This is a genomic window from Thioalkalivibrio sp. ALMg3, from assembly GCF_000381225.1.
GTDB lineage: Bacteria > Pseudomonadota > Gammaproteobacteria > Ectothiorhodospirales > Ectothiorhodospiraceae > Thioalkalivibrio > Thioalkalivibrio versutus.
In genome coordinates this window covers 309,533-332,165 of sequence record NZ_KB906219.1, presented here as the reverse complement: position 1 = coordinate 332,165, position 22,633 = coordinate 309,533, and the positions used below count along the sequence as shown (strand labels likewise).

24 protein-coding genes are annotated in these 22,633 nt (G+C 67.8%); 13 read left to right on the top strand and 11 right to left on the bottom strand.

Translation table 11 applies throughout. From position 1 onward, the window contains the following. Positions 1-32: 32 nt before the first annotated feature. The 5 genes from F622_RS0101630 to F622_RS0101610 all read left to right on the top strand — a co-directional run bounded on the left by F622_RS0101630 (position 33) and on the right by F622_RS0101610 (position 5,034). Positions 33-1,745: a proline--tRNA ligase gene (locus tag F622_RS0101630; protein ID WP_018649774.1), complete on the top strand. Its 1,713-nt coding sequence runs from the start codon at positions 33-35 to the stop codon at positions 1,743-1,745. 59 nt (positions 1,746-1,804) lie between these two features. Then, entirely contained in the window at positions 1,805-2,089 is a 285-nt protein-coding gene (locus F622_RS0101625) for a type II toxin-antitoxin system RelE/ParE family toxin (RefSeq protein ID WP_018649773.1), read from the top strand. Between the two features lie 20 nt (positions 2,090-2,109). Continuing rightward, positions 2,110-2,409, top strand: coding sequence for a HigA family addiction module antitoxin (locus F622_RS0101620; RefSeq protein WP_018649772.1), 300 nt, complete (start codon positions 2,110-2,112; stop codon positions 2,407-2,409). Between the two features lie 79 nt (positions 2,410-2,488). Then, the gene (locus F622_RS0101615; RefSeq protein ID WP_018649771.1) at positions 2,489-4,351 is read left to right on the top strand and encodes an SLC13 family permease; all 1,863 of its coding nucleotides are present in this window, start codon (positions 2,489-2,491) and stop codon (positions 4,349-4,351) included. A gap of 68 nt (positions 4,352-4,419) precedes the next feature. After that, positions 4,420-5,034, top strand: coding sequence for a hypothetical protein (locus F622_RS0101610; protein WP_019571188.1), 615 nt, complete (start codon positions 4,420-4,422; stop codon positions 5,032-5,034). A 12-nt stretch (positions 5,035-5,046) separates the two neighbouring features. Here F622_RS0101610 and F622_RS0101605 read toward each other — a convergent pair whose 3' ends face one another. Further along, positions 5,047-5,337 carry an acylphosphatase gene (locus tag F622_RS0101605; RefSeq protein WP_018649769.1) on the bottom strand — a complete coding sequence of 97 codons (291 nt, stop codon included), beginning with the start codon at positions 5,335-5,337 and terminating at the stop codon, positions 5,047-5,049. A 23-nt stretch (positions 5,338-5,360) separates the two neighbouring features. On the opposite strand from F622_RS0101605, the gene arsC reads away from it, so the two are divergent. The 3 genes from arsC to F622_RS0101590 are packed head-to-tail and all read left to right on the top strand — an operon-like array spanning position 5,361 to position 6,678. Next, positions 5,361-5,717 carry an arsenate reductase (glutaredoxin) gene (gene arsC / locus F622_RS0101600; protein ID WP_018649768.1) on the top strand — a complete coding sequence of 119 codons (357 nt, stop codon included), beginning with the start codon at positions 5,361-5,363 and terminating at the stop codon, positions 5,715-5,717. Beyond that, on the top strand, positions 5,714-6,325 hold the full coding sequence (gene wrbA / locus F622_RS0101595) for an NAD(P)H:quinone oxidoreductase (protein ID WP_018649767.1): 612 nt from the start codon (positions 5,714-5,716) through the stop codon (positions 6,323-6,325). The genes arsC and wrbA overlap by 4 nt, the downstream gene beginning before the upstream one ends. Beyond that, positions 6,322-6,678, top strand: coding sequence for a DUF2069 domain-containing protein (locus tag F622_RS0101590; RefSeq protein WP_018143910.1), 357 nt, complete (start codon positions 6,322-6,324; stop codon positions 6,676-6,678). The genes wrbA and F622_RS0101590 overlap by 4 nt, the downstream gene beginning before the upstream one ends. Before the next feature lie 343 nt (positions 6,679-7,021). Here F622_RS0101590 and hda read toward each other — a convergent pair whose 3' ends face one another. The 4 genes from hda to F622_RS0101565 are packed head-to-tail and all read right to left on the bottom strand — an operon-like array spanning position 7,022 to position 10,529. After that, on the bottom strand, positions 7,022-7,759 hold the full coding sequence (hda, locus tag F622_RS0101580; protein ID WP_018168485.1) for a DnaA regulatory inactivator Hda: 738 nt from the start codon (positions 7,757-7,759) through the stop codon (positions 7,022-7,024). After that, on the bottom strand, positions 7,756-8,874 hold the full coding sequence (locus F622_RS0101575) for an AI-2E family transporter (protein WP_018168484.1): 1,119 nt from the start codon (positions 8,872-8,874) through the stop codon (positions 7,756-7,758). The genes hda and F622_RS0101575 overlap by 4 nt, the downstream gene beginning before the upstream one ends. Next, positions 8,871-9,461, bottom strand: a complete 591-nt coding sequence (locus F622_RS0101570; protein ID WP_018168483.1) for a CDP-alcohol phosphatidyltransferase family protein — start codon at positions 9,459-9,461, stop codon at positions 8,871-8,873. The genes F622_RS0101575 and F622_RS0101570 overlap by 4 nt, the downstream gene beginning before the upstream one ends. A 36-nt stretch (positions 9,462-9,497) precedes the next feature. Next, positions 9,498-10,529: a DUF2066 domain-containing protein gene (locus F622_RS0101565; protein ID WP_026331520.1), complete on the bottom strand. Its 1,032-nt coding sequence runs from the start codon at positions 10,527-10,529 to the stop codon at positions 9,498-9,500. 185 nt (positions 10,530-10,714) lie between these two features. On the opposite strand from F622_RS0101565, the gene purM reads away from it, so the two are divergent. From purM to F622_RS0101545, 4 genes are read left to right on the top strand one after another with little or no spacing between them, the layout of a single operon-like run. Next, a complete protein-coding gene (gene purM, locus F622_RS0101560) occupies positions 10,715-11,773 on the top strand; it encodes a phosphoribosylformylglycinamidine cyclo-ligase (protein WP_018649764.1) in 1,059 nt (352 codons plus the stop codon). Next, positions 11,770-12,498: a phosphoribosylglycinamide formyltransferase gene (gene purN, locus F622_RS0101555; protein WP_018649763.1), complete on the top strand. Its 729-nt coding sequence runs from the start codon at positions 11,770-11,772 to the stop codon at positions 12,496-12,498. The genes purM and purN overlap by 4 nt, the downstream gene beginning before the upstream one ends. Positions 12,499-12,505: 7 nt before the next feature. After that, on the top strand, positions 12,506-13,255 hold the full coding sequence (locus F622_RS0101550; protein WP_018649762.1) for a DUF3108 domain-containing protein: 750 nt from the start codon (positions 12,506-12,508) through the stop codon (positions 13,253-13,255). 5 nt (positions 13,256-13,260) lie between these two features. Continuing rightward, a complete protein-coding gene (locus F622_RS0101545) occupies positions 13,261-14,667 on the top strand; it encodes an NAD(P)/FAD-dependent oxidoreductase (protein WP_019571187.1) in 1,407 nt (468 codons plus the stop codon). A 30-nt stretch (positions 14,668-14,697) separates the two neighbouring features. On the opposite strand, the gene F622_RS0101540 is transcribed toward F622_RS0101545, so the two are convergent. Further along, positions 14,698-15,687, bottom strand: a complete 990-nt coding sequence (locus tag F622_RS0101540) for a diguanylate cyclase (protein ID WP_051080583.1) — start codon at positions 15,685-15,687, stop codon at positions 14,698-14,700. A gap of 298 nt (positions 15,688-15,985) precedes the next feature. Further along, a complete protein-coding gene (locus tag F622_RS14010) occupies positions 15,986-16,132 on the bottom strand; it encodes a hypothetical protein (RefSeq protein WP_018176051.1) in 147 nt (48 codons plus the stop codon). A gap of 260 nt (positions 16,133-16,392) precedes the next feature. Between F622_RS14010 and F622_RS0101530 the strand changes: the two genes are divergently transcribed. After that, positions 16,393-17,403 (top strand): hypothetical protein, encoded by a 1,011-nt coding sequence (locus F622_RS0101530; RefSeq protein WP_018176052.1) that lies wholly within the window; start codon positions 16,393-16,395, stop codon positions 17,401-17,403. A 529-nt stretch (positions 17,404-17,932) separates the two neighbouring features. Here F622_RS0101530 and F622_RS0101525 read toward each other — a convergent pair. The 4 genes from F622_RS0101525 to F622_RS0101510 all read right to left on the bottom strand — a co-directional run bounded on the left by F622_RS0101525 (position 17,933) and on the right by F622_RS0101510 (position 22,621). After that, positions 17,933-18,136, bottom strand: coding sequence for a cold-shock protein (locus F622_RS0101525; RefSeq protein WP_018143924.1), 204 nt, complete (start codon positions 18,134-18,136; stop codon positions 17,933-17,935). Positions 18,137-18,542: 406 nt separating this feature from the next. Next, positions 18,543-20,441, bottom strand: coding sequence for a M48 family metalloprotease (locus F622_RS0101520; RefSeq protein WP_018176053.1), 1,899 nt, complete (start codon positions 20,439-20,441; stop codon positions 18,543-18,545). A gap of 449 nt (positions 20,442-20,890) precedes the next feature. After that, positions 20,891-22,279 (bottom strand): metalloprotease PmbA, encoded by a 1,389-nt coding sequence (pmbA, locus tag F622_RS0101515; protein ID WP_018176054.1) that lies wholly within the window; start codon positions 22,277-22,279, stop codon positions 20,891-20,893. Positions 22,280-22,357: 78 nt separating this feature from the next. Next, positions 22,358-22,621 carry a hypothetical protein gene (locus F622_RS0101510; RefSeq protein WP_018143927.1) on the bottom strand — a complete coding sequence of 88 codons (264 nt, stop codon included), beginning with the start codon at positions 22,619-22,621 and terminating at the stop codon, positions 22,358-22,360. Positions 22,622-22,633 lie beyond the last annotated feature (12 nt).

Here is a 22,633-nt window from a genome sequence, read left to right as displayed (position 1 = left end):
CCTTTCCAGCCATCAACCACGGACTGCCCCCGATGCGCGTCTCGCAATTCCCGCTGAACACCCTGAAGGAAACCCCGGCCGACGCCGAGATCATCTCCCATCAGCTGATGCTGCGTGCCGGCTACATCCGCCGGCTGGCCTCCGGGCTGTACACCTGGCTGCCACTGGGGCTGCGCGTGCTGCGCCGGGTCGAGGGCATCGTGCGCGAGGAGATGAACCGCGCCGGCGCGCTGGAGGTACTGATGCCGGCGGTGCAGCCCGCCGAGCTGTGGCAGGAATCCGGCCGCTGGGACTTCTACGGCGCCGAGCTGCTGCGCCTGAAGGACCGCCACGACCGCGACTTCTGCTTCGGCCCGACCCACGAGGAGGTCATCACCGACCTGGTACGCCGCGAGGTCCGCAGCTACCGCCAGCTGCCGATCAACTACTACCAGATCCAGACCAAGTTCCGCGACGAACGCCGCCCGCGCTTCGGGATCATGCGCGCGCGGGAATTCCTGATGAAGGACGCCTACTCGTTCCATATCGACAACGCCTCGCTGGCCGAGACCTACCGCCAGATGCACGCCGCCTACACCCGCATCTTCGAACGCTGCGGGCTAGACTTCCGCGCGGTGGAGGCCGACACCGGCGCCATCGGCGGCAATGCCTCGCACGAATTCCACGTCCTCGCCAGCTCCGGCGAGGACGCCATCGCCTTCTCCCCGGCCGGCTTCGCCGCCAACGTCGAACTGGCCCCCTGCCCGAAGCCAGACCCGGCCCCGGCACCCGGCGCGGAGATGGCGAAGATCGCCACGCCCGACGTGCACACCATTGACGAACTGGCGGGGTTCCTGAACATCCCGACCGAGCAGACGGTAAAGACCCTGGTGGTCGCCGCCTCCGACGAGATCGACGCCGACCTGGTCGCCATCGTGTTGCGCGGCGACCACGAGCTGAATGCGGTCAAGGCCGAGAAGCACCCGTGGATCGCGGAGCCGCTGCGCATGGCCGAGGCGGCCGAGATCCGCACCGCGTTCGGCGCCGACCCCGGCTCGCTGGGCCCGGTGGGCAGCCCGATCCCGGTGCTGGCCGACCAGGCGATGCTGGGCATGGCCGACTTCGTGGTCGGCGCCAACGAGGACGGCCATCACCTGACCGGCGTGAACTGGGGCCGTGACCTGCCGCAGCCGGAAACCGCCGACCTGCGCAACATCACCGAGGGCGAACCGGCCCCCGACGGCTCTGGTCCCATCGAGATCCGTCGCGGCATCGAGGTCGGCCACATCTTCCAGCTCGGCGACAAGTATTCCCAGGCCCTGGGCGCCCGGGTACTGGACGAGGACGGCCGCGAACAGGTCGTGACCATGGGCTGCTATGGCATCGGCGTCTCGCGCGTCGTGGCGGCGGCCATCGAGCAGAACTCCGACGAGCGCGGCATCTGCTGGCCCACCGCCATCGCGCCCTTCGATATCGCGTTGTGCCCAATCGGCGCGAAGAAATCCCAGCGCGTGCGCGAGGCAGCAGAGAAGCTCCACGACGACCTGCAGGCGGCCGGCTTCGAGGTCCTGCTGGACGACCGCGGACAGCGCCCTGGCGTGATGTTCGCCGACATGGAGCTGATCGGCATCCCGCACCGCATCGTCATCGGCGAGCGCGGCCTGGACGCCGGCGAACTCGAATACCAGGACCGCCGCGACCCCGAGGCCGAACACCTGCCACTCGACAACCTGATCGACGCCCTGCGCGAACGCCTGCGGGGCTAGGGTCGGCCAAAAATACGTGGGCCTTGCGGACTATTAACGCACCGCGTTAATGTCAATGCATGATCAGGAGCTACCGTGGCAAGGAAGCCGAACGCGTGGCGCAGGGCGAGTCATGTCGCCGAATACCGGCCGATATCGTACGCCGCGCGCGGATGCGGCTGGCCCGCATCCATGCCGCCACCCAACTGGACGACCTGAAGGTTCCGCCGTCGCACCACCTGGAACGGCTCAAGGGAAACCGGGGGGGCCAGTACAGCATCCGCATCAACGCGCAATGGCGGATCTGTTTTGAATGGCACGACGGTCATGCATACAACGTCGAGATCGTGGACTATCACCGATAGGCGGGACGCTGGAGGCGACCATGAATCATGAAAATTCGCATAACCCGATCCATCCAGGGGACCACTTGGCCGAATTCCTGGAAGAGACAGGGATCAGCCAATACCGCCTGGCGCTGGATATCAGCGTCCCACCCCGCCGGATCAACGAGATCGTTCGCGGCAAGCGCGCCATCACCGCCGACACAGCCCTTCGTCTGGGCCGATACTTCGGCACCTCGCCCGAGTTCTGGATGAATCTTCAGGACCACTACGAGCTGGCGTGCGCTCAACAGGCGCTGGGCAATCGGCTCGACCAGGAAGTTCGCCCGCACGTCGCCTGAGCGAAGGTAGCGGCCGCGCCATGCACTCCCATGAAACATTGAACAGGAACCGCGTCGTGCGCGGCGGTCGCTAACTGCAGTGGAAAACATAAGCTTCACGCTGGAGATGGGGATCGTGTTCGGCCTGCTGGGGCTGACGATCCTGCTGTTCGTGACCGAGGTGATCCGGATCGACCTCGCGGCGCTGAGTGTGCTGTTCCTGCTGGGGATGGTCGCGCTGGTGCCGGGGGTCGCGCCGATCGTCGAGGGCGAGGCGCTCTTCTCCGGCTTTGCCTCGAACGCGGTCATCGCGATCATCGCGGTGATGATCATCGGCACGGGGCTGGACCGCTCCGGAGTGATGAACCGCCTGGCGGACCTGATCCTGCGGTTTGGCGGGAAGACGGAACGCCGGGTGATGGCGACCACCTCGGGCGCCGTGGGCATCGTGACCAGCTTCATGCAGAACATCGGCGCAGCCGCGCTGTTCATGCCGGTGATCAACCGCATTGGTGCCGCCGCCCGCATCCCGCGCTCGCGCCTGCTGATGCCGATGGGTTTTGCCGCGATCGTCGGGGGCACACTCACGCTGGTCGCCTCCAGCCCGTTGATCCTGCTCAACGACCTGCTGCCCGGGGATGTCGAGGGCTTTGGCCTCTTCGACGTGACGCCCATCGGGCTGGCTCTGCTGGCCACCCTGATCCTGTACTTCGCGGTGCTCGGGAAATGGGTTCTGCCCGCCCGCGATCCGCAGACGGAAGACCCGGACGAGAGCCGGGTGCAAACCACCTCCGCCTGGTTCCGCGAGGTCTATGGCATGGACTTCGGCGTGCGCGAGGCGCGCCTGGGCGAGGACAGCTCGCTGGCCGGACGCACGGTGGGCGATTTCGAAGCGGCCTTTGGCGTACACGTCGTCGGCGTGACCAGCGATGACGAGACCCGCATCGAGCCCAACCGCGACGTGGAACTGAAGCGCGGGGCGCACCTGGCCATCCTCGGACCGGTCACCACCATCGAGAAGACCTGCGACAGTACCGGGACCGTCCTCAAGGACGAGCTGGATGTGTTTGCGCGCGTGCTGTCGGCCCGCCATGGCGGGATCGCCGAGGTCATCGTGCCGCCCGGCTCGGAGCTGATCGGACAGACCGTGCGCGACAAGGGCATGCGCCGCACCTACGGCATCTCGGTCCTGCGCATCCAGCGCGGCGACGACCTGATCATAGAAGAGGTCCCGGACACCCCGCTGAAGGCCGGTGACACGCTGGTGGTGCATACCCCATGGGAACACCTGCAGGCGCTGGAGGACAACCGCGACTTCGTGGTGGTGACCAGCCGCTATCCGCGGCGCAAGCAGGAGGCCTCGAAGACCCACCGGCCGCTGGCTGCGCTCGGGTCGCTCGCGCTGGGGCTGGGGCTCGTGCTGTTCACCGACCTGCCGCTGGCGCTGGCCCTGCTGGGCGGCGCACTGGGGATGATTTTCAGCGGCGTCATCAGCATGGACGAGGCCTATCGCGGCATCAGCTGGAAGACGGTGTTTCTGCTGGCCTCGCTGATCCCGCTGGGGCTTGCGGTGGAGAACTCCGGCGCCGGGGAGTGGATCGCGACCAACGGCATGCAGCAGCTGGAGGGGATGCCGGTCTGGGTATTGCAGGTCGCGGTCTTCCTGTTGACCACCTTCTTCACGCTGGTGATGTCGAATGTCGGCGCCACCGTGCTGCTGGTGCCGCTGGCGGTCAGCTTCGCGAGCGTCGCCCAGGGCATGGGCATCGACGCCGATCCGCGGGTCTTTGCACTGATCGTCGCGATCGCCGCCTCCAACTCGTTCATCCTGCCCACCCACCAGGTCAACGCCCTGATCATGGACCCCGGCGGCTACCGCGTGGCCGACTACCTGCGCGCCGGCTCCCTGATGACCGTGCTCTTCATGGTCGTCTCGCTGCTCGTGATCAACCTGATCTTCTGAGCCCGGTTCAGCCCCGATACAGCCTGGACGGAGAGACTGGCGGCAGCGCCCCTGCACCGGAACCCGATATGGCCGAAACCCTTCATCGAATGCTCCCCTTGGCAGCCGCATCCATGGTGCTGCTTCTGGCCGCCTGCAGCCCGCGGATCTACGGGGTAAGCGAGGAACAGTGGGGCACGATGGGCGAGGCCGAGCGTGTCGAGGCCATCCGCGCCTGGGAGTCGGTGCAGAAGGCGCGCGAGGCGCGCCTGCAGGCGGAGGCCGAGCAAGAGGCGGCGCTGGCGGCCGAACGGGCGGCGCAGGTCGCCGCGATCCGCAGCGGCGATGCGGGACTGCCGGGGGACCTGATCCGCGTCAGCCTGCGCGGCGGGACCCTGAGCATCGGCGGTCGCGAACGGGCGCTGGAGCCGACAAGCTTTACCCTTGCCAATGGCGAGACCCGCAGCATCGAGGTCCACGCCGAGCGCTATCGCAGCGAGCTCGACGTCGCCTATGAAGACGGCCTCTTGCTGATCGACCTGCCGCGCCATTCCCGCACCGGGGCCGCACGCGTCGCCTGGGACGGCGACTGGATGCAGGGGGCCGAGTCCCGCATTCGTTCGGACGGGCCACACCGGCTGCGCGACGTGCGTGCCTTCGTCCAGGTCATTCCGCCACCGGGCCGCCCGCTGCGGCGCTACTGACGCGCCATCGGGTCAACCGGTGGAGAAGTCTCCCGGCGCCGGGTCGGGCGGCGGCAACTCCTCGGCCTCAACCGCGTCGACCCGCGCCATACGCGGGCCGTCCGCCAGCCACTCCTCCAGCGCGTCCAGTGCCTTGCGCGGACCCACGGCCAGCACCTCGACGCTGCCGTCCGGTTCGTTGCGGGCATAACCGGTCAGGTGCAGGCGTTGCGCCTCGTCGCGGGTGGACGCGCGGAAGAACACGCCCTGTACCTGGCCGCTCACACGCCAGCGGCGGGCATGGTTATCATTGGTCTCCGTCATTTGTCGTCCTCCGGAGTGGATTCATGTCCGATGCCCCTACGCTGTACCACAACCCGCGCTGCAGCAAGTCGCGTGCGACCCTGGCGCTGCTGCGCGAACAGGGCGTGGAACCGCAGATCGTCGAATACCTGAAGACCCCGCCGGACGCGGCCACCCTGCGCGCGATCGTGGACAAGCTCGGCATTGCGCCACGCGACCTTCTGCGCACCGGCGAGGCGGAGTACCGCGAGCTGGGCCTGAAGGATGCCGAGATGGACGACGAGGCGCTGATCCAGACCATGGTCCAGCACCCGAAACTGATCGAGCGCCCCATCCTCGTCCACGGCGACGTCGCCCGTATCGGGCGCCCGCCGGAACAGGTCCTGGAGATCCTGTCGTGAGCGCCGCCCCCGAGATCCTCGTGCTGTACTACAGCCGTTATGGGGCGACGGCAGAACTGGCCCGCCACGTGGCCAGTGGCGTGGAGCGCGCCGGTGCGGTCGCCCGCGTGCGCACCGTACCGCCGGTGAGCACCAACATCACCGGCGACGCCCCGGCGGTCCCCGCCGACGGCCCGCCCTACGCGGAGACCCGCGACCTCGAAGAATGCGCCGGGCTGGTGATGGGGTCGCCCACTCGCTTCGGCAACATGGCCGCGCCGCTGAAACACTTCCTTGATGGCACCAGCGGTCTCTGGGCGAGCGGCGGGCTGGTGGATCGGCCGTTCGGGCTGTTCACCAGCACGGCTACCCAGCATGGCGGGCAGGAGACCACCCTGCTGACGATGGCCATGCCGCTGATCCACCAGGGGATGCTGTGGGTGGGCTTGCCCTACACCGTGCCGGAACTGAGCACCACCACGAGCGGCGGCTCGCCCTATGGCGCCAGCCACGTCGCGGGGGGGCAGGGCGAACACCCGGTCACGCGCGACGAGCAGCGCATTGCCGGCGCGCTGGGCGAACGCGTCGGCCGCATTGCCCTGCGGCTCCAGGCCGGAGACGACGCATGATCCTCGCGGCCCGCGCGCTGGCGCTGATCGCCTACTTCGGCCTGCTGGGCGTGATCCTGATCTGGACGACCTGGATCGACCCGCCGGAGATCGTGCCGATCGCCGTGGCGCTGGTCGTGCTGGTCCTGCCGCTGATGTTCCCGCTGCGCGGCATGCTGCACGGACGCCGCTACACCCACGCCTGGTCCAGCCTGCTGGCGCTGGCCTACATCACCCTCGGTATCACGCTGGCCGCCGCGGCGGACGCCCGACTCTACGGCGTGCTGATGACCACCGCCAGCCTCGCCTGGTTCGCCGGCTGCCTGCTCTACGTCAAGCTGGACGCCCGCCGCGCCCGTCAGATGGCTTCCTGACTTTTCCATCCACCACGAAGCGCACGCAGAAGGGCAAGGGCGTCTCACAGGAAATAAGGCGGTTCTGGATGGGGCGCCGCGGGCGCAAGGACCTTCAGGGCTGCCGCCTCCGTTGCCGGTCATCCCGGCGGCCGGAGCGCAGCGCAGAGCCGGGATCTCCGGCGCAGGACAACCAGATCCCGGATCACCGCTGCGCGGTGTCCGGGATGACGGACATGGGCGGGGCACTGCACACCGCGATGGCGTTCCGGGCGATCGACTCCAAGCAATAATTCCGTTCTTCTGCCCTTCCCTTCTGCCTGTGAATCGCCCTTGCCCTTCTGCGTGCGCTTCGGGGTGACGATCAGAAACGCGCGAGCTGGTCGCGGACGAAGGGGATGGTCAGGCGCCGCTGCTCGGCCAGGGCGGCCAGGTCCAGGCGGTCCAGCAGCTCCAGTAGCGCCACCAGGTCGCGGCGGTAGTGGCGCAGCAGGTATTCGGCCACCGCCTCCGGCAGCTCCAGCCCGCGCAGCACCGCGCGCTGGGCGAGGATGCGTTTGAGATCCTCCTCCTCCGGCGCCTGTATGCGGAACACCGGCCCCCAGGCGAGGCGCGAGGTCAGATCCGGCAGGCGACTGCCCAGCCCGTCCGGCGCGTGCGCGGCCGCCAGCAGCACCCGGCAGCCGCCATCGCGAAGTCGATTCAGCAGCCCGAACAGGGCCTCGTCCCAATCGCCCTGCCCGACCACCGCGTCGAGATCGTCCAGCGCAACCAGGCGGGCCCGCTCCAGCCCATCCAGCACCGCCAGCGGCGGCGCGGTCACCAGTTCGGCCAGCGGCAGATAGGCCACGGGTTCGCCGCGTTCGTGGCCCTGATGGCAGGCGGCCTGCAGCAGATGGGTCTTGCCCAGGCCCGCCGGGCCGTGCAACAGGATCTGTGGCTCGGTTATCCCGGTCCCGATCGAGAGGGCCTCCACCGCGTCCCGCGCGAGGCGGTTGCCGCCCGGATAGAAGCTGGCAAAGCGCGAGGCGTCGCGCAGGCGCAAATCCAGCGGGAGCTGGCGCTGCGGCGCAGCATTGCCGCCCTGCCGCCCCGTCGTCATGAGCCTCCGCCCCCTGTATCCGCATCCGCGGGCGCATCCCCCGCATTCAGCCGCCGGTAGTGCGCCAGGGTATGGCGCACACCCACGGCCAGGACCGCCGCCACCGGCAACGCCAGCAGCACGCCGAAGAACCCGAACAGCTGGCCGCCCGCCAGTACGGCAAAGATCACCGCGACCGGGTGCAGCCCGGTACGGTCCCCCACCAGCCAGGGCGTCAGGACCATGGACTCCAGCACCTGGGCAATGGCGAAGATCACCAGCACGATCAGCAGCAGGCTCCAGCCGTCGCCCTGCACCAGCGCCGCGGCGGTGGCCAGCAACACGCCAACGATCACGCCGACGTAGGGAATGAAGCTCACCAGCCCCGCGATCAGGCCGATCGCCAGCCCCATCTCCACGCCCACCACGGTCAAGGTGACGGCGTAGAACAGGCCAAGCGCCAGCATCACCAGCAACTGCCCGCGCAGGAAGGCCCCCAGGGTCTCGTCCGACTCCGCGGCGAAGGTCAGCACCGCCGGGCGCCAGGCCTGCGGCAGTAGATCCCGCAGGCCGTCCAGCAGCCGCGGCCAGTCGCGCAGCAGATAGAAGCTCACCACCGGGATCAGCACCACGTTAAGCACCCCCAGCACCAGCGCGCCGGTCGAGCTGCCGATCCATTGCAGCACGCCCCCGGCCAGCCCGCCGGCCTCGCGCCAGTGGTCGGCCACCAGCCCCTGCAGCGCGCTGGCATCCAGCGGCGGCAGGGAATCCCCGGCCAGATCCTCCAGCCGCGGGCGCACCTGATCGTCGAACCAGCCGAGGATTTGCGGCATCGCCAGCGTAAGCCGCTCGAACTGGGCGATCGCCAGCGGGATCAGGATCAGGATCAGCGCCGCCAACCCCAGCATCACCAGCAGGAAGATCACCACGGTCGCCAGGGTGCGCGAGCGCCCCGTGCGCGCAACCAGCCGGGTCACCAGCGGGTTGAACAGGTAGCCGATCAGCAGGGCTGCGACGAAGGGCGTGAGGATGGGCGCCAGCAGGTACAGCGCTCCGCCAAGGACCAGCAGCCCAACCAGGGCAGCCAGAGGGGCGGCCGAAAGCGGCCAGACATGGTCGCGGGTATCCGGATTCATGGCGTCCTCCCCGAGGTCCCTGCCGGATTCGTGTGTCCGTGCAGGTGACGCCAGGCATAAAACCCCCATTGCACGGTATAGGCCAGCCCGCTGGCCACGGTGGTGAAGGCCACGACGATCACCAGCAGTTGCACCCAGATCGGATCCAGCGCCAGCAGACCGACCTTCACGATGGCGACCAGTACCAGCGTGATCTGCAAAAAGGTGTTCACCTTGCTGATCAGCAGCGGCCGGATGGCCAGCGGGCCCACGAACACCCGATACAACGCGGAGCCCACGGTCAGCCAGACATCCCGCCCGACCACCAGCACCAGCAGCCACAACGGCAGTAGCCCGGACAGCGTCACCGCGACGTAGACCCCCAGCATCAGCAGCTTGTCCGCCGCCGGGTCCAGCCAGGCCCCGAGCCGCGTGTGCCAGCCGTAGCGCCGCACCAGCCAGCCATCCAGGGCATCACTCAGCCCGGCGATCGTCAGCAGCACCACCGCCACCACGTAGTACTCCAGCGCCAGCAACCACACGATCGGCGGAATCAGCGCGATCCGGCCAATGGTGACGGCGTTGGGGATCTGGTGGCGAGGGAACATTCGATGAAAGTGGGCGCGAACCGAGACCGGCGCGGATTAGCGCCGGTCCAGCCAGGCATCGGCACCGGCGGCGTCCTCGGGCGTCTCGGCCCGCGCGAAGCCGGAGCCACGCAGCAGATCGATCAGATCGTCCTGCTCGAGTCCAGTACGGACCTGCAGCACCACGCTATCGCCGGCCAGGGAATCCAGGCGCGCGGTCTCCACCGCCTGCAACCGCGTCAGCTCGGCGCGCAGGCGCTCGAAGGCCCCATAGCCCTGAACCCCGGCAAAGCCCAGACGCAGCCATTCCGGCTCGGCCGCCACCCGCGCCAGGCGTTCGGCCACCTGATCCAGCCCTCGCGCCACCGCGTCGTGCGCCGCAGTACCGGGATCCTCCCCGCTCGCCGCGCTGCGATATTCGCGGCCATCGTGCACGGCAATCGCCCGCGCCTCCGCCCCGCTCGTGGTCTCGCGCACATGCAGCAGCACGACGCCATCGGCGTCGTAGCGACGCGCCGCCTCCACCAGCGGCTCGGTCACGCCGCCGACAATGTCGGACGGCTGGGCCGCGCGGCGGTCCTGAAGGTCGCCCAGGGGGAACAAAAGCGGCATGTCGCGCGCCGCGGCCAGATCCCCCAGCGCGGAGAGAATGCCCGGACCGTCCACGGCATCCCCGAGCAGTTCGCGCTGCCCGCCCCGCTCGTGGACGGCCCACACCAGCAGCCCCGGACGCTCCCCGAGCACGGATGGCACCCCGGCATCGCGCAGCGCGGTGCGCAGACGGAAGCGGTCGAACTCCAGGCGGTAGGAATCGTCCTCGACCTGCTGCCGGCGTTCCAGGGCCGCGATCCAGCCCGCGTCGTCACGGGCGTCCAGCAACGCCTCGACCAGTTCCAGTACCGGCTCCGAGCGCAGCCCGGCCAGACGCACCAGCGCCTGTTCCAGGCCCTGCTCCAGGGCCGTGGACTCGTCCTCGGCCGTGACCGTCACCACCACCGGGCCACCGGCTGCGGCCGCCGGGGTCAGCACGAGGAGGAAAAGACCCAGCAGCATAGCCAGGCGCGAATGCGTTCGGGGGTGCAGTGACATGGTTGCGTTCAATTGTTCGACAAGCGCCACAAAATACCACAGGCCACCGCGCCGAAGTCCCTGAGGAAAGCGGCCCAATGCGGCCCGGGCCGGACCGTCTTCTTTGCACGCCCGCACCCGGCTCGCTACCATGCCGGGTTCTGCGAGACCGCCGCAGCGCGCGGTCATCAAACATCGGGGAACCCATGTCCGAATCCCGTTCAGGCCTGACCTACCGCGAGGCCGGTGTCGACATCGAGGCCGGTGCCGAACTGGTCGAACGCATCAAGCCGCACGCGGCGCGCACCCGGCGTCCCGGCGTCATGGCCGGACTGGGGGGCTTCGGCGCCCTGTTCGAGCTGCCGATGGATCGCTACAAGCAGCCGGTTCTGGTCTCCGGCACCGACGGCGTCGGCACCAAGCTGCGCCTGGCCCAGGAGACCGGTCGTCACGACAGCATCGGCATCGACCTGGTCGCGATGTGCGTGAACGACATCGTGGTCCAGGGCGCCGAGCCGCTGTTTTTCCTCGACTACTACGCCACCGGCCACCTGGACGTGGACATCGCCGCCGACGTGGTCACTGGCATCGCCGAGGGCTGCGAACAGGCCGGTTGTGCGCTGATCGGCGGCGAGACGGCCGAGATGCCCGGGATGTACCAGGGCGAGGACTACGACGTGGCCGGCTTCGCGGTCGGGATCGCCGAGAAGGCCGCCCTGATCGACGGCAGCCGGGTCACCGCGGGCGATGTGGTCCTGGGCCTGGAGGCCAGCGGGCCCCACTCCAACGGCTATTCCCTGATCCGCCGCGTGCTGGAACACTCCGGCGCCGGCCTGGACGCCCCGTTGCCGGGCGCCGACGGGGTCTCCCTCGGCGAGGCGCTGATGGCCCCCACCCGGATCTACGTACGCCCGCTGCTGGAGCTGCTGCAGCAGTTCCCGGTGCACGCGATGGCGCATATCACCGGCGGTGGTCTGACCGAGAATATTCCGCGCGTGCTGCCGGATACCCTGGGGGCGCGCATCGACCCGGACAGCTGGGCGCGCCCGCCGGTGTTCCAGTGGCTGCAGCAGGCCGGCGACATCGCCGACGAGGAGATGCTGCGCACCTTCAATTGCGGCATCGGCATGACCGTGATCCTCCCCGAGGACCGGGTCGAGGCCGCCAGCTCGCAGCTGGCCCGCGCCGGCATCCGCAGCTGGCCGATCGGCGTGATCCAGGAACGCGAGGACTACCAGCCAAGCGTCTCCTACGCCGCCGCATGAGCGTCCCCGCCGGGCAATCGGCCGCGACCCCGAAGCGCCTGGTGGTGCTGATCTCCGGGCGTGGCAGCAACCTCGGCGCACTGATCGAGGCCTGCGAGCAGGACCGCATCCCGGCGCAGGTCGTCGGCGTCATCAGCAACCGCCCGGATGCCGCCGGGCTGGGCTTTGCCGAACAGCATCACATCCCGCACCGGGTACTGAACCACCGCGACTACCCCTCGCGCGAGGCCTTTGACGCCGACCTGGCCACCGCCATCGAGGACTATGCCCCCGACCTGGTCATCCTGGCCGGCTTCATGCGCATCCTGACCCCCGGTTTTGTGGACCGCTTCACCGGTCGGATGCTGAACATTCACCCGTCGCTGTTGCCGAAGTACCGTGGTCTGGATACCCATGCCCGCGCCCTGGCCGATGGCGAGCCCGAACACGGCGCCAGCGTTCACTTTGTCACCCCGGAGCTGGACGGCGGCCCGGTCATCATGCAGGCCCGCGTGCCGGTCGACCCCAACGACACGCCCGACACCCTGGCCGCCCGCGTGCAACGGGCCGAGCACCGGCTGTACCCCGAGGCCGTGCGCCGGGTGTGTTCAGGTGAAATTCAGTGGTCCGGGCGGATCCTGCAGGCCGACGGCTCGCCGCTTGAGGCGCCGCTGCAACTCGACGAGGACACCCACGATGTTTCAGGCCCTGACGCCCGGAGCCGCCCACCGCACCCGGTCGGCTAGAACCCCCATGTTCCGACTCGCAATCGCCCTGCTGCTGGCACTGCTGGCCGCCCCCGCGGCTGCGGAGCGCGACCTGAGCCCGATCCCGCCGTACACCGCCAGTTACGAGGCGAACGCCATGGGCAACACGCTCAAGGCGCGCATCACCCTCAATCACGAAGACGTGCAGACCCGCATGGCGATGGACGCCCATGTCTCCGGCTTTCTGCGCATCCTCGGGCGTTTCGAGCTGAGCCGCGAGGCCCTGATGAACAACCGAAACGGCGATTTGCAGCTGGTGCAATCGCGCAGCCAGCAGATCACCCCGCGCCGCGAGCGCAAGGTCGAGACCCGCTTCGACTGGGAGACCAACCGCGCGATCGGCACCATCAACGGCGAACGCTTCGATCTCAAGGTGCCGCCGCAGACCCTGGACTTCCTGGGCTCGCTGTACCTGATGATGCAACGCCTGGAGAGTGGCGAGCTGTCCAGCGAAGGCGACCGCGAAACCATCCAGGCCCTGGAACGCGACCGCCTGCGCGAATACCGCTTCGAATACGCCGGGCGCGAGACCATGGACTCCCCGATCGGCCGGGTCGAGACCATCCGCATCGATCGCCGCACGGACGACAGCGATGTCGCCCTGTCCGCCTGGTTCGCCCGCGAGCTGCGCCATGTGCCGGTGCGCTTCGACTACGAGGCCGACGGCCGCGTGTTCGAGCTGAACCTCACGCAGCTGGAATGGCACGACCCGATCATTGATCTGACCGACGAGTAACCACCATGAGCGAAACCTTTGACCTGGCCATCATCGGCAGTGGCCCCGGGGGCTATCGTGCCGCCGTCCTGGGCGCCCTGCGCGGACTGAACGTCGTCATCATCGAAAAGGCCGACTGGGGCGGCTGCTGCCTCAACCGCGGCTGCGTGCCCAAGAAGGACTGGTACCACACCGCACGCACGGTTGCCGCCCAGCGCCACTTCGAGGCACGTGGCATCAGCGGCCGCCTCAGCGCCGACATGGGCAAGGCCTGGGACCATCAAAAGGACGTGGTGACCGAGGTGCGCAACTCCTACCTCGGCTACATGAAGCACCTGAAGATCCAGTACCGCCACGGAGCCGCGAGCTTCCGCGACGCCGAGACCCTGGAGGTCGTGACCGACGATGGCACCGAGACCGTGCAGGCCCGGCACACCATCATCGCCACCGGTGCCACCGCCAGCGTGCCCGCGCCCTTCGAGGCGGCGCCCGGCCGCGTCCTCACCACCGACATGCTGTTCGACGACAAGCCGCCGGCCGGTCAGCGCGTCGCCATCATCGGCTCCGGCGTGGTCGCCACCGAGTTCGCCTGGATCTTTCACCACCTCGGCAAGGACGTCACCTGGCTGAGCCGCTCGAAGCCGCTGTCCGGCCAGAAATTCAGCCCCCAGGCCCTGGGCACGCTGAAGGAACGCCTGGCCGAGGACGGCGTCGAGCCCACCCGCGTCAAGGGCTACGAGAAGGTCGAGATGTCCGACGACGGCGTCACCATCACCGACAGCGAAGGCAACACCTTCGAGGTCGACTGGGTCCTGCTCGGCACCGGACGCACCCCGCACACCGAAGGCCTGAACCTGGATGCGATCGGGGTGAAGACCGACCGCCGCGGCTTCGTCCAGCGCCGCCCCACCCTGCAGACCGACGTCGACAACATCTACGTCATCGGCGATGTCGCCAGCGAGTGGCAGACCGCCAACCACGCCCTGGCCGACGCGACCATCGCGGTCGAGAACATCCAGAACGGCAACACCCGCGAACAGGACGAGCGCTTCGTCCCGATCGCGATCTACTCGGCCGTCGAGATGGCGCGTCTGGGCATGGACGAGGACGACGCCGAGGACGATGAACTGGAACCCGCGGTCGGCTTCGCCGCCTTCGAGACCTCCCCGCGCGCCCTGGGCCAGGACGAGCCCGAGGGCTTCGTGCGCCTGATCGGCGACATGGATACCGGGGCCCTGCTGGGCGGCGAGGTGATCGGCGCCGAAGCCGGCGAGCTGATCCACATCCTGTCGCTGGCCCCGAACCGCGACACCGCGCTCGCCTGGATCGCCAAGGGCCAATGGAACCACCCGACCCGCGCCGAGGAGTTCCTCAACGCCACCGAGACCCTCGCATCCAAGTGGAACCTCAAGTCCGAGATCTTCGGTCTCTGACCCGGCCTTAAGCCACCCGGAAGTCCTGGGCTAGCGTTCAGCCCGGGTACGTTTGGCGGCCAGGAGCTCGGTATCCGCGCGGTGGACGAGGTGCTCGAGATGGGTGTCGTCGGCGAGAAAGCCGGCCGCGCCGACACTGATGGAGATGTCCGCCCGTTCCTGCACCCGCGCCTGCAGGCGCTCGGCCATCCGTCGGGCATCCGCCAACGGGGTATGCGGAAGCAGGACGACGAATTCGTCCCCGCCATAGCGTCCGAGGAGGTCCGCGTCGCGCAGGGTTGCCTGCGCGCTCGCGGTGACCCGCTTCAGCATGGCGTCGCCGGCCGCGTGTCCCACTTCGTCGTTGATCCGCTTGAAGCCGTCGAGATCGAACATCAACAGCGAAAGGGGGCTGCCGTGGCGGCGGGCGCGCTCCATCTCGCTCTCGGCCCGTGCCTGAAAGTGCCGGCGATTGCCAACCCCGGTGAGGGGGTCGCAGGACGCGAGTTTTTCCAGCCGCCGATTGGCCTCCTCGAACTCGCGGTTGGCCTGGTTCAGGGCCTGCGTGCGCTCCTCGACCACGGCCTCCAGGTTGTGGCTGTAGCGCTCCAGATCCTCACGCGCCAGGCGCAACTCGGTGACATCCTGGGAAATTCCGAACAAGTGCGTGATCGCGCCCTGCGTGTCATGCACGGGCAACAGCAGGGTGAGCCAGTGCCCTTCCTTTTCGACTCCATCGCCGTCGCGAAAGGCCGCATGTTCCTCGTAGCGCAGGGGCGCATCCTGGCGCAGGCAGTCGCGGTAATGTGCGACCACCTGCTCCGCGACCGGCCACGGCAGGATGTCGTGCAGGCGCCGACCGGTACAATCCTGCGCGAACAGCTGTTCCATCTTCGCGTTGGATGCCTCGACCACGAAATCCGGGCCTTCGACTCGAATCAGGAACATGTTCTCCGGAAAATGCTGCCAGATCTCCGCCAGCACGCTGGTCTGCGCCAACTCGTGCAGAAATCCTTCCCTCGCCGTTCTATCGTCCGTCATCGAATACCCTTCTGGTACGCCAGGGACACGCGGCCCCACATACGCGGTCGCCCTCGAGTCGATCTTTCGTGCTGACAAGGCGTGGTGAGCTCAGTGTAGCCGAGCTTTCGTCGCGAACCGCAACGCCGTCAGTGGGAACATTGGCCGAAGCCAGGCATTCAATGACTTGCGGCGTTGATGCCCCGCGTTCATCGATCCGGAGTTACGCACCACGGGTGGCAACCGGCCGGAAGAACCGCGTCCACCCTGCGCAACACATGGAGCGCCGACGCGGGCGTGGACAAGGGCCAGCGTCGCCCTAACGCATGTACCCGTAGCCCTCCTGCTGTTGCAGACGGACGATTTCGGCATCGGCCATCGGGACGACGCTCGCGAAGCCGTGGAAGTCCTCCGGGGCGTAGCCGCGACGAGCGGCGCCGGCCGGGCAGATGCGATAGTCGATCACGCCAGCCCGCGTTCCAGCGTTATCGGCGTCTCGTGCCCGGAAAGGTGCTCGCGAGGGCGCCTCTTCGGCGTGCACAGTGGCCATCGGACCGGCCAGCCGAATCGGTCTTGCATCCACGCAGCGACGCCGCCTCGGAACACAACATCACTCCAACCGCCCCATGGAGTGATCGTACGGCGCGCACGCCCAGGCCATTCTCCCCATCCACCGCGGTCCATGCATGCCAACCAGGGCGCGGATTGGTCGTAGAATGATCGGCAATGCTGCGCGCGGTCCAATACCCGAGCGCCCTCGTCCCTACCCTTCAAGCCGACGTTTACCGCATGCGCCGATCTCCGGTCCTGGTCCTAGTCCTGATACTTCTGCTCTGCGTGACGGCACACGCCAGCGAGGACATCGGCGCCGGGGAATCCGGTCAGCAGTGGCTGCACCAGACACGCGAGGGCACGCGCGACCTGACCTACTGGCTGGTCCGCAACGTGGATGGCTGGTTCGGTGACAAGCCGTTCGACGACAGCGGCGGCGAGGCGGGTGGTCGCATCCAGATCGGCGGGCTCCACCGCGAGGACAAGGGGTTCAAGGCCTCCACGCGGTTCCGGCTGGACGTGACCATGCCCAACGTGAACGAACGGGTCTATCTGTTCGTCGGCCGCGGCGCGGAGGACGAACTGGTGCAGGACCAGCCGGAGACTTTCTCGCGCGCGCAGCTCCTGCTGCCGGAGGACCGTGACGCGGACCAGACCTATTTCGGCGGGCTCGGCTATCACCTACGCGAACATGTCGACCTGCGTCTCGGCATCCGCGGCGGCTACAAGCCGTATGCCCAGGCCCGTTATCGCCGGATCTTCTGGCCGACCGACGCCACCACGCTGGATTTTCGCGAGACCCTGTTCGTGTCCACCGGCGACGGTATCGGGGCAACCAGCTCGCTCGACCTGGCCCATGCACTCACCGAGCGCCGCGCGTTTCGCTGGCGCAATTCCGCGACCGTCAGCTCGGAGACACGTGGAGCGGCCTGGTCCACCGCCATGGGGGTGTTCCAGACCTTCGGACCGGAGCGGGAGATCTCGCTGGAGGTGCTGGCGAATGGCGAAACCGCCCGACCGGTAAAGGTGCGTGAATATGGCCTGCGCGGGATCTATCGCCAGCCCGTCTACCGCGACTGGCTGATCGGCGAGGTCATACTCGGGCATTTCTGGCCCCGCGGCGATCGCGATCCGGACCGGCGCGAGGCCTGGGCCCTGGGCCTCGGGATCGAGATGATCTTCTGATCCGGGAGCCAACACGATCGCTTGCATTCATCGGCGTCTCGGAACCACGTCACGGGGGCTTCGTCACGCCAAACGGCGTATTAGGTGCACGCTCACTCGCGATTTGGAACCGCAGGGGACATCCCGCTCCGCGCGCCCTGATCGCAATCGAGCAGGAGGGGGAGTTGCCTCCCGCGTCCTCTCACACCACCGGGCAAACGGATCCGTACCACGGCGGTTCTTGCCTCCCATTATTGGGTTGAGCTTCGCTCCAATGAATTCCCCCGCCGCCTGTGTGCTGTGAGCGCTTCGACAGTCTTTGGGCTTCCGACCCGCCATACCGTTCCTCGCGACGGACACCCTAGCTGTTCAGCTAGCGGTTCCCACTATCAGGGTCCATAGGGGACTCTCACCCCGAGTCATCCAGCCAGCCACCACGGCTAGCCGGATAGCGCCTAAACGACGCTACGCGCCATGCCTGGCGCACCACAAAAAAAGCCCCGCACTAGGCGGGGCTCTCTCAACCTGGCGCTTGCGCGCCGGGGTTGTCTTACTGAGCTTCGACGTTCGCGGCGGCCGGGCCCTTCTGGCCCTGCTCGACGTCAAACGAGACGCTCTGGCCTTCTGCCAGCGACTTGAAGCCGCTACCCTGGATGGCGCTGTGATGGACGAAGACGTCCTTGGAGCCATCAGACGGGGTAATAAAGCCAAAGCCTTTTTCGTCGCTAAACCACTTCACTGTACCTGTAGCCATTTCGGTTACCTCTGCTTGTTCATAATAGATTGGGTTTTCGAGGGGAGGAGAGACTGGAGGGCAACCGAACGACGATGGAACTTGATCGTGATTCTACGCGGCCCCAAACCAACCGGGACCGGAACTGCGAATCTTAACGCCCCTTTCGGGGTGTCGCCTGGTGCTGCATGGAGCCTGTTACCGTTACCTCGCAGCTATTGTCCTCCCAAACCGCTCTCAATTGAAAGTGTTTTTTCGGATTTTCTTGATGTACGCCCGGAAAATCGTTTGTTATCCGTCGCTTGAATGGGAATTTAATTTGGATTCAGGCGCTTATTTCCCACGTGGAAGCGGTTTCAAGGCGTTACCGACCGGAACCGACACGCCTTGAGGGGCATCGGCCGCACCCTCATGCGCACGCCGCCCGCTACTCCAAACCATCAAACACCCCCTCCGATGCCAGCGGCAACGGGACGTGCAGCGACGCCGCCATCACTCGCAGCAGCTCAACCTCGGCCGGCACCACCTGCCCGCCATGGCTGACGGTGGTCACCATCGCCCGAATCAGCGGGTCCTTGTCGCGCATGCGCAGGGCATCCAGCTGTTCCATCACGCGGTCCAGCACATTCGCCCATGCGCGCGCACCGGCCGCCCCGGTCAGGGCCTCCGGGATCTCAACCGCCAGCGGCAGCGCCCCGTCCAGGCTGCCAATCCCGGCGGTCAGCGCGGCCCGCGCCGCCGCCGGGTCGTCCGGATGGCCATGGTGGGCCAGCACCGCCAGCAGGTAATGCGCGCTCTGCTTGTGGGCGTCCAGCGTGGCAGTCCCGGGGCGGGACGCCGCGGCAGGATCCTGCACATCCCGCAACTGGCAGCTCAGCATACGCCCAAGGGCATACTCGAATACCGCCACCCGGCCATCGGCATGAATCAGCCGCTCCACCAGCCCCTGCAGGCGCGCGCGCTCCTCGGCTGAAAGCCGCCGCAGCATCGGGAAGCCCAGCTCCAGAAGCGGCAGGCGCAGGTCCTCGCGCAGCGCAGGTTCCGCTACCTGTAGACGTCGTACAGCCTCTCCGCGCGCCTCGCCCAACGCCTCGGCAATCATTATCCGCTGCCGCTCGCGCACATCCGGGTCCGCATGCAACAGGAGATACAAGACCACCTCGATCGCCCGCGCATCCGAGCGCGCGGCCCAGGCCAGCGGCCCCGGAATCGCAGCAAGCAACCTGCCGGCACCGAGGATATGGGTCAGTGCCGGGTGGCCGCCGAGGGCATCCCCCACGGCCTCGGCGCCCGGCAGGCGCCCCTCGCGTTCGCGCTGCATGCCGTCCACCGCGCGCTCGTGCGCCCGCTGCCGCACCCGGGCATTGAGCTGGTCGCGCAGGCGCTGCAGATCCCGGGGCTCGAAATGCGGCTGCAAGGTGCGGATGCGATCCAGCAGGGGTGGATGGGTCTCGAAGATCTGGCCGATCGCGTCGCTGGCAAACAGCATGTGAGTGATCTCCTCGGTATTGCCATTCAGCCCGGCATAGCGGGCCGCGACCTTCTTCAGCGCACCGGCCAGGCCGTCCGGCTCGCGGGTGAACTGCACGGCATGGGCATCCGCGAGGTATTCGCGCTGACGCGAGATGCCGGCCCGGATCCAGCGCGCCAGGGCCAGCCCGGCATAGCCCACCGCGATCAGGGTGACGCTGAGCACGCCCACCCCGGTATCGGCCATATCGCCCTTGTGTCGACGCCGGCGTCGCGCCAGCCCGCCCTGCCCCAACAGCGCCAGAATCTCGATCCCGTAGAGGATGCCGATCAGGCGCATGTTGAGGCGCATGTCTCCATTGAGGATATGTCCGAACTCGTGCGCGACCACACCCTTCAGCTCGGCGCGCTCCAGGCTGTCCAGCGCACCGCGGGTCACGGCGATCACCGCATCGTTCGACGCAAAGCCGGCGGCGAAGGCGTTAATACCGAGGTCCTGCTCCAGCACGTAGATATCGGGCACCGGCACCCCGGAAGCAATTGCCATCTCCTCGACCACGTTGCGCAGCTGCCGCCGCTGCGGATCCGCCGGATTGCCATCCACCCGGATGCCGCCCATCTCCTGCGCGATCAGCCCACCGCCGCCGGCGCGCAGCCGCCAGCCCCGGTACAGACTCGCAAGGACGATCAGGCCCGCGGTGATCCCCATGGTCCAGGCGATGGCCTCGGTGCCGCCCCCCATGGCCCAGACAATCAGGCCCAGGGCCCCGACGATCACCAGCACGGCCAGGCCGAACAGGGCCAGTAGCCAGCGCGTCCTGCGCTGTGCCTGCTCTTGCTGCTCGAAGAAGTTCATGGCCGCTCCTCGCCACCGGGATACGACCGTATTGCGGAGGGCGGACGGTCGCGCGTCACGGGGCCATGCAGCCCTAGGGAGACGCTGATGTAATCGCGCGCTCGTTTAATCGCGCGCTCGCGCTCGAGTCGCTTTTGCGTGCGAACAAGGCGCGGTGACTGCCGTGCAGTCACTCTGCACAAAGGAACCGCAACGCTGTTCGCGCGCAAAAGCGGCCGAGCCCGCTCTTTCAATCACTTGTCGGGTTGGTGCCCCCTGTTCGCCGATCCTGCGTTGCGCCGCTTGCGGGTAGAACCACTACCCGCTGCACGACGCGCCTTGTCTCGGAAAACAGGGGGCACCAACGCGAGCGCGCGATTAAATCAGCGTCTCCCTAGGCGAGAGTAGCAGGGTGGGTGATGCGGGGAAACGGCCGGTCATGCCCGCACAGACAGACCGGAAAGAGCCGTTCAGTCGCCGGCCACCATCATGGATTCAACCAGGATGGAACCGGTGTGGATGTTGCCGCGGCGGTCGACATCGGTGCCCACGGCCGCCATCCGCTGGAACATGTCCTTCAGGTTACCGGCGATGGTGATCTCCTCCACCGGATACTGCAGCTCGCCGTTTTCCACCCAGAAGCCGGCGGCCCCGCGGGAATAGTCGCCGGTCACCGGGTTCACCCCCTGGCCGATCAGCTCGGTGACCAGGAAACCGGTCCCCATCTCGGCCAGCAGGGCGGCGAAGTCCTTGTCGCCCGGGGCCACGGTCACGTTGCGTGCACCCCCGGCGTTGCCAGTGGCCTCGAGGCCCAGACGTCGCGCGGCGTAGCTGTCGAGGGTATAGCTCTGCAGCACGCCGTCGGCAATCAACGGGCGATTGCGGGTGCGCACGCCCTCCCCGTCGAACGGGGCGCTACCCAGCGCGCGCGGGGTCTGCGGGCGTTCCTCGATCTGCATCCACCCGGGGAACACGTTCTCGCCGATGGCATTCAGCAGGAACGAGCTCTCGCGGTACTGGGACGGGCCGGCGATCGCACGGGTGAAACTGCCGATCAGGGTGCGCGCCATCTCCGGGGCAAACAGCACCGGGCAGTTGCGGGTCGACAGCTTGCGCCCGCCTAGCCGGCGCACGGTGCGCTCGGCGGCCTCGCGCCCGACCTGCTCGGCGGCGGTCAGGTCCCCCGCGTGGCGTGCGACGGAATAGGCGTAGTCGCGCTGCATGCCTGCTGCGTCGCGCGCGACCAGCGCGCAGGACAGGGAATGCCGGGTGCTGCGATAGCCGCCCATGAACCCCTGGCTGTCGCCGAGAAACGCAATGGCCCGCCGCGTGCTGACGCTGGCACCCTCGGAGTTCTCGATCCGTTCATCCGCCGCGAAGCCGGCGGCCTCGATGGTACGGGCCAGCTCGGTCGCCTCGGCGGCGCTGCAGCCCCAGGGGTGATCCAGGTCAAGGTCGTCCCACTCGCTCGCCTTGAACGCGGGATCGGGCATCCCGGCGTACGGGTCCGGCTCGGTGTAGCGGGCGATGCGGCAGGCCGCCTCGACGGTGTCGATCAGGGCCTGGTCACTGAAATCGGTGGTAGAGGCGGCCCCCTTGGACTGGCCGAAATAGACGATCAGCGAAAGACTCTGGTCACGCTCGTGCTCCAGGGTTTCGATCTCGCCCTTGCGCACCCCCAACTCCAGCCCGACGCTGTGACTGACCACGGCCTGGACGTCCGAGGCACCGCGCGCGCGCGCGGCCTCCAGCGTGCGCTGAACTCTCGTCTGCAGGGAGTCCGGCGAATGAGAAAGGGCCTGGACCCCGTCTTCCTGGGACACGGGTTCCGGGATGGCGCGTTCGGGAGATGTACTCATGCAGGGTTCCGCTACTCGATGACTGATCTGGGGGCGATACAAGGACACCCCGGGCCGGATGGCCCGGGGAAGGGATGACTAGTCGACCCGGGCGCCGTGCTTGTGGACCGCGCCGGCGTTACCCCAGCGCTCCAGGTCGTCGACGTGCACACCGACCCAGTAGAGCATGCCGACGCTGTCACGCGTCCAGCCGCCCACCAGGTCCTGCCCTTCGCTCAGCTCCACGTGGTGGGCGAACTGCTCGGCCTTGTCGCGCGCGCGAAAGACATGCCACTGGACGATCTTGTCGTGGCCATGCCCTTCCGGCAGGGAACGTTCCTGTTCGAGAAAATCGAGATTCATCTGTGCCTCCTT

Excerpts from the sequence above, each read along its gene's own strand:
- F622_RS0101550 (WP_018649762.1), top strand. The coding sequence starts at position 12,506 with ATGTTCCGACTCGCAATCGCCCTGCTGCTGGCACTGCTGGCCGCCCCC.
- F622_RS0101530 (WP_018176052.1), top strand. The coding sequence starts at position 16,393 with ATGCTGCGCGCGGTCCAATACCCGAGCGCCCTCGTCCCTACCCTTCAA.
- F622_RS0101575 (WP_018168484.1), bottom strand. The coding sequence starts at position 8,874 with ATGAATCCGGATACCCGCGACCATGTCTGGCCGCTTTCGGCCGCCCCT.
- F622_RS0101630 (WP_018649774.1), top strand. The coding sequence starts at position 33 with ATGCGCGTCTCGCAATTCCCGCTGAACACCCTGAAGGAAACCCCGGCC.
- F622_RS0101605 (WP_018649769.1), bottom strand. The coding sequence starts at position 5,337 with ATGACGGAGACCAATGATAACCATGCCCGCCGCTGGCGTGTGAGCGGC.
- F622_RS0101540 (WP_051080583.1), bottom strand. The coding sequence starts at position 15,687 with ATGACGGACGATAGAACGGCGAGGGAAGGATTTCTGCACGAGTTGGCG.
- F622_RS0101520 (WP_018176053.1), bottom strand. The coding sequence starts at position 20,441 with ATGAACTTCTTCGAGCAGCAAGAGCAGGCACAGCGCAGGACGCGCTGG.
- hda (WP_018168485.1), bottom strand. The coding sequence starts at position 7,759 with ATGACGACGGGGCGGCAGGGCGGCAATGCTGCGCCGCAGCGCCAGCTC.
- F622_RS0101610 (WP_019571188.1), top strand. The coding sequence starts at position 4,420 with ATGGCCGAAACCCTTCATCGAATGCTCCCCTTGGCAGCCGCATCCATG.
- F622_RS0101570 (WP_018168483.1), bottom strand. The coding sequence starts at position 9,461 with ATGTTCCCTCGCCACCAGATCCCCAACGCCGTCACCATTGGCCGGATC.
- F622_RS0101620 (WP_018649772.1), top strand. The coding sequence starts at position 2,110 with ATGAATCATGAAAATTCGCATAACCCGATCCATCCAGGGGACCACTTG.
- F622_RS0101545 (WP_019571187.1), top strand. The coding sequence starts at position 13,261 with ATGAGCGAAACCTTTGACCTGGCCATCATCGGCAGTGGCCCCGGGGGC.
- F622_RS0101625 (WP_018649773.1), top strand. The coding sequence starts at position 1,805 with ATGATCAGGAGCTACCGTGGCAAGGAAGCCGAACGCGTGGCGCAGGGC.
- purM (WP_018649764.1), top strand. The coding sequence starts at position 10,715 with ATGTCCGAATCCCGTTCAGGCCTGACCTACCGCGAGGCCGGTGTCGAC.
- F622_RS0101510 (WP_018143927.1), bottom strand. The coding sequence starts at position 22,621 with ATGAATCTCGATTTTCTCGAACAGGAACGTTCCCTGCCGGAAGGGCAT.
- arsC (WP_018649768.1), top strand. The coding sequence starts at position 5,361 with ATGTCCGATGCCCCTACGCTGTACCACAACCCGCGCTGCAGCAAGTCG.
- F622_RS0101565 (WP_026331520.1), bottom strand. The coding sequence starts at position 10,529 with ATGTCACTGCACCCCCGAACGCATTCGCGCCTGGCTATGCTGCTGGGT.
- pmbA (WP_018176054.1), bottom strand. The coding sequence starts at position 22,279 with ATGAGTACATCTCCCGAACGCGCCATCCCGGAACCCGTGTCCCAGGAA.
- F622_RS0101525 (WP_018143924.1), bottom strand. The coding sequence starts at position 18,136 with ATGGCTACAGGTACAGTGAAGTGGTTTAGCGACGAAAAAGGCTTTGGC.
- F622_RS0101590 (WP_018143910.1), top strand. The coding sequence starts at position 6,322 with ATGATCCTCGCGGCCCGCGCGCTGGCGCTGATCGCCTACTTCGGCCTG.
- purN (WP_018649763.1), top strand. The coding sequence starts at position 11,770 with ATGAGCGTCCCCGCCGGGCAATCGGCCGCGACCCCGAAGCGCCTGGTG.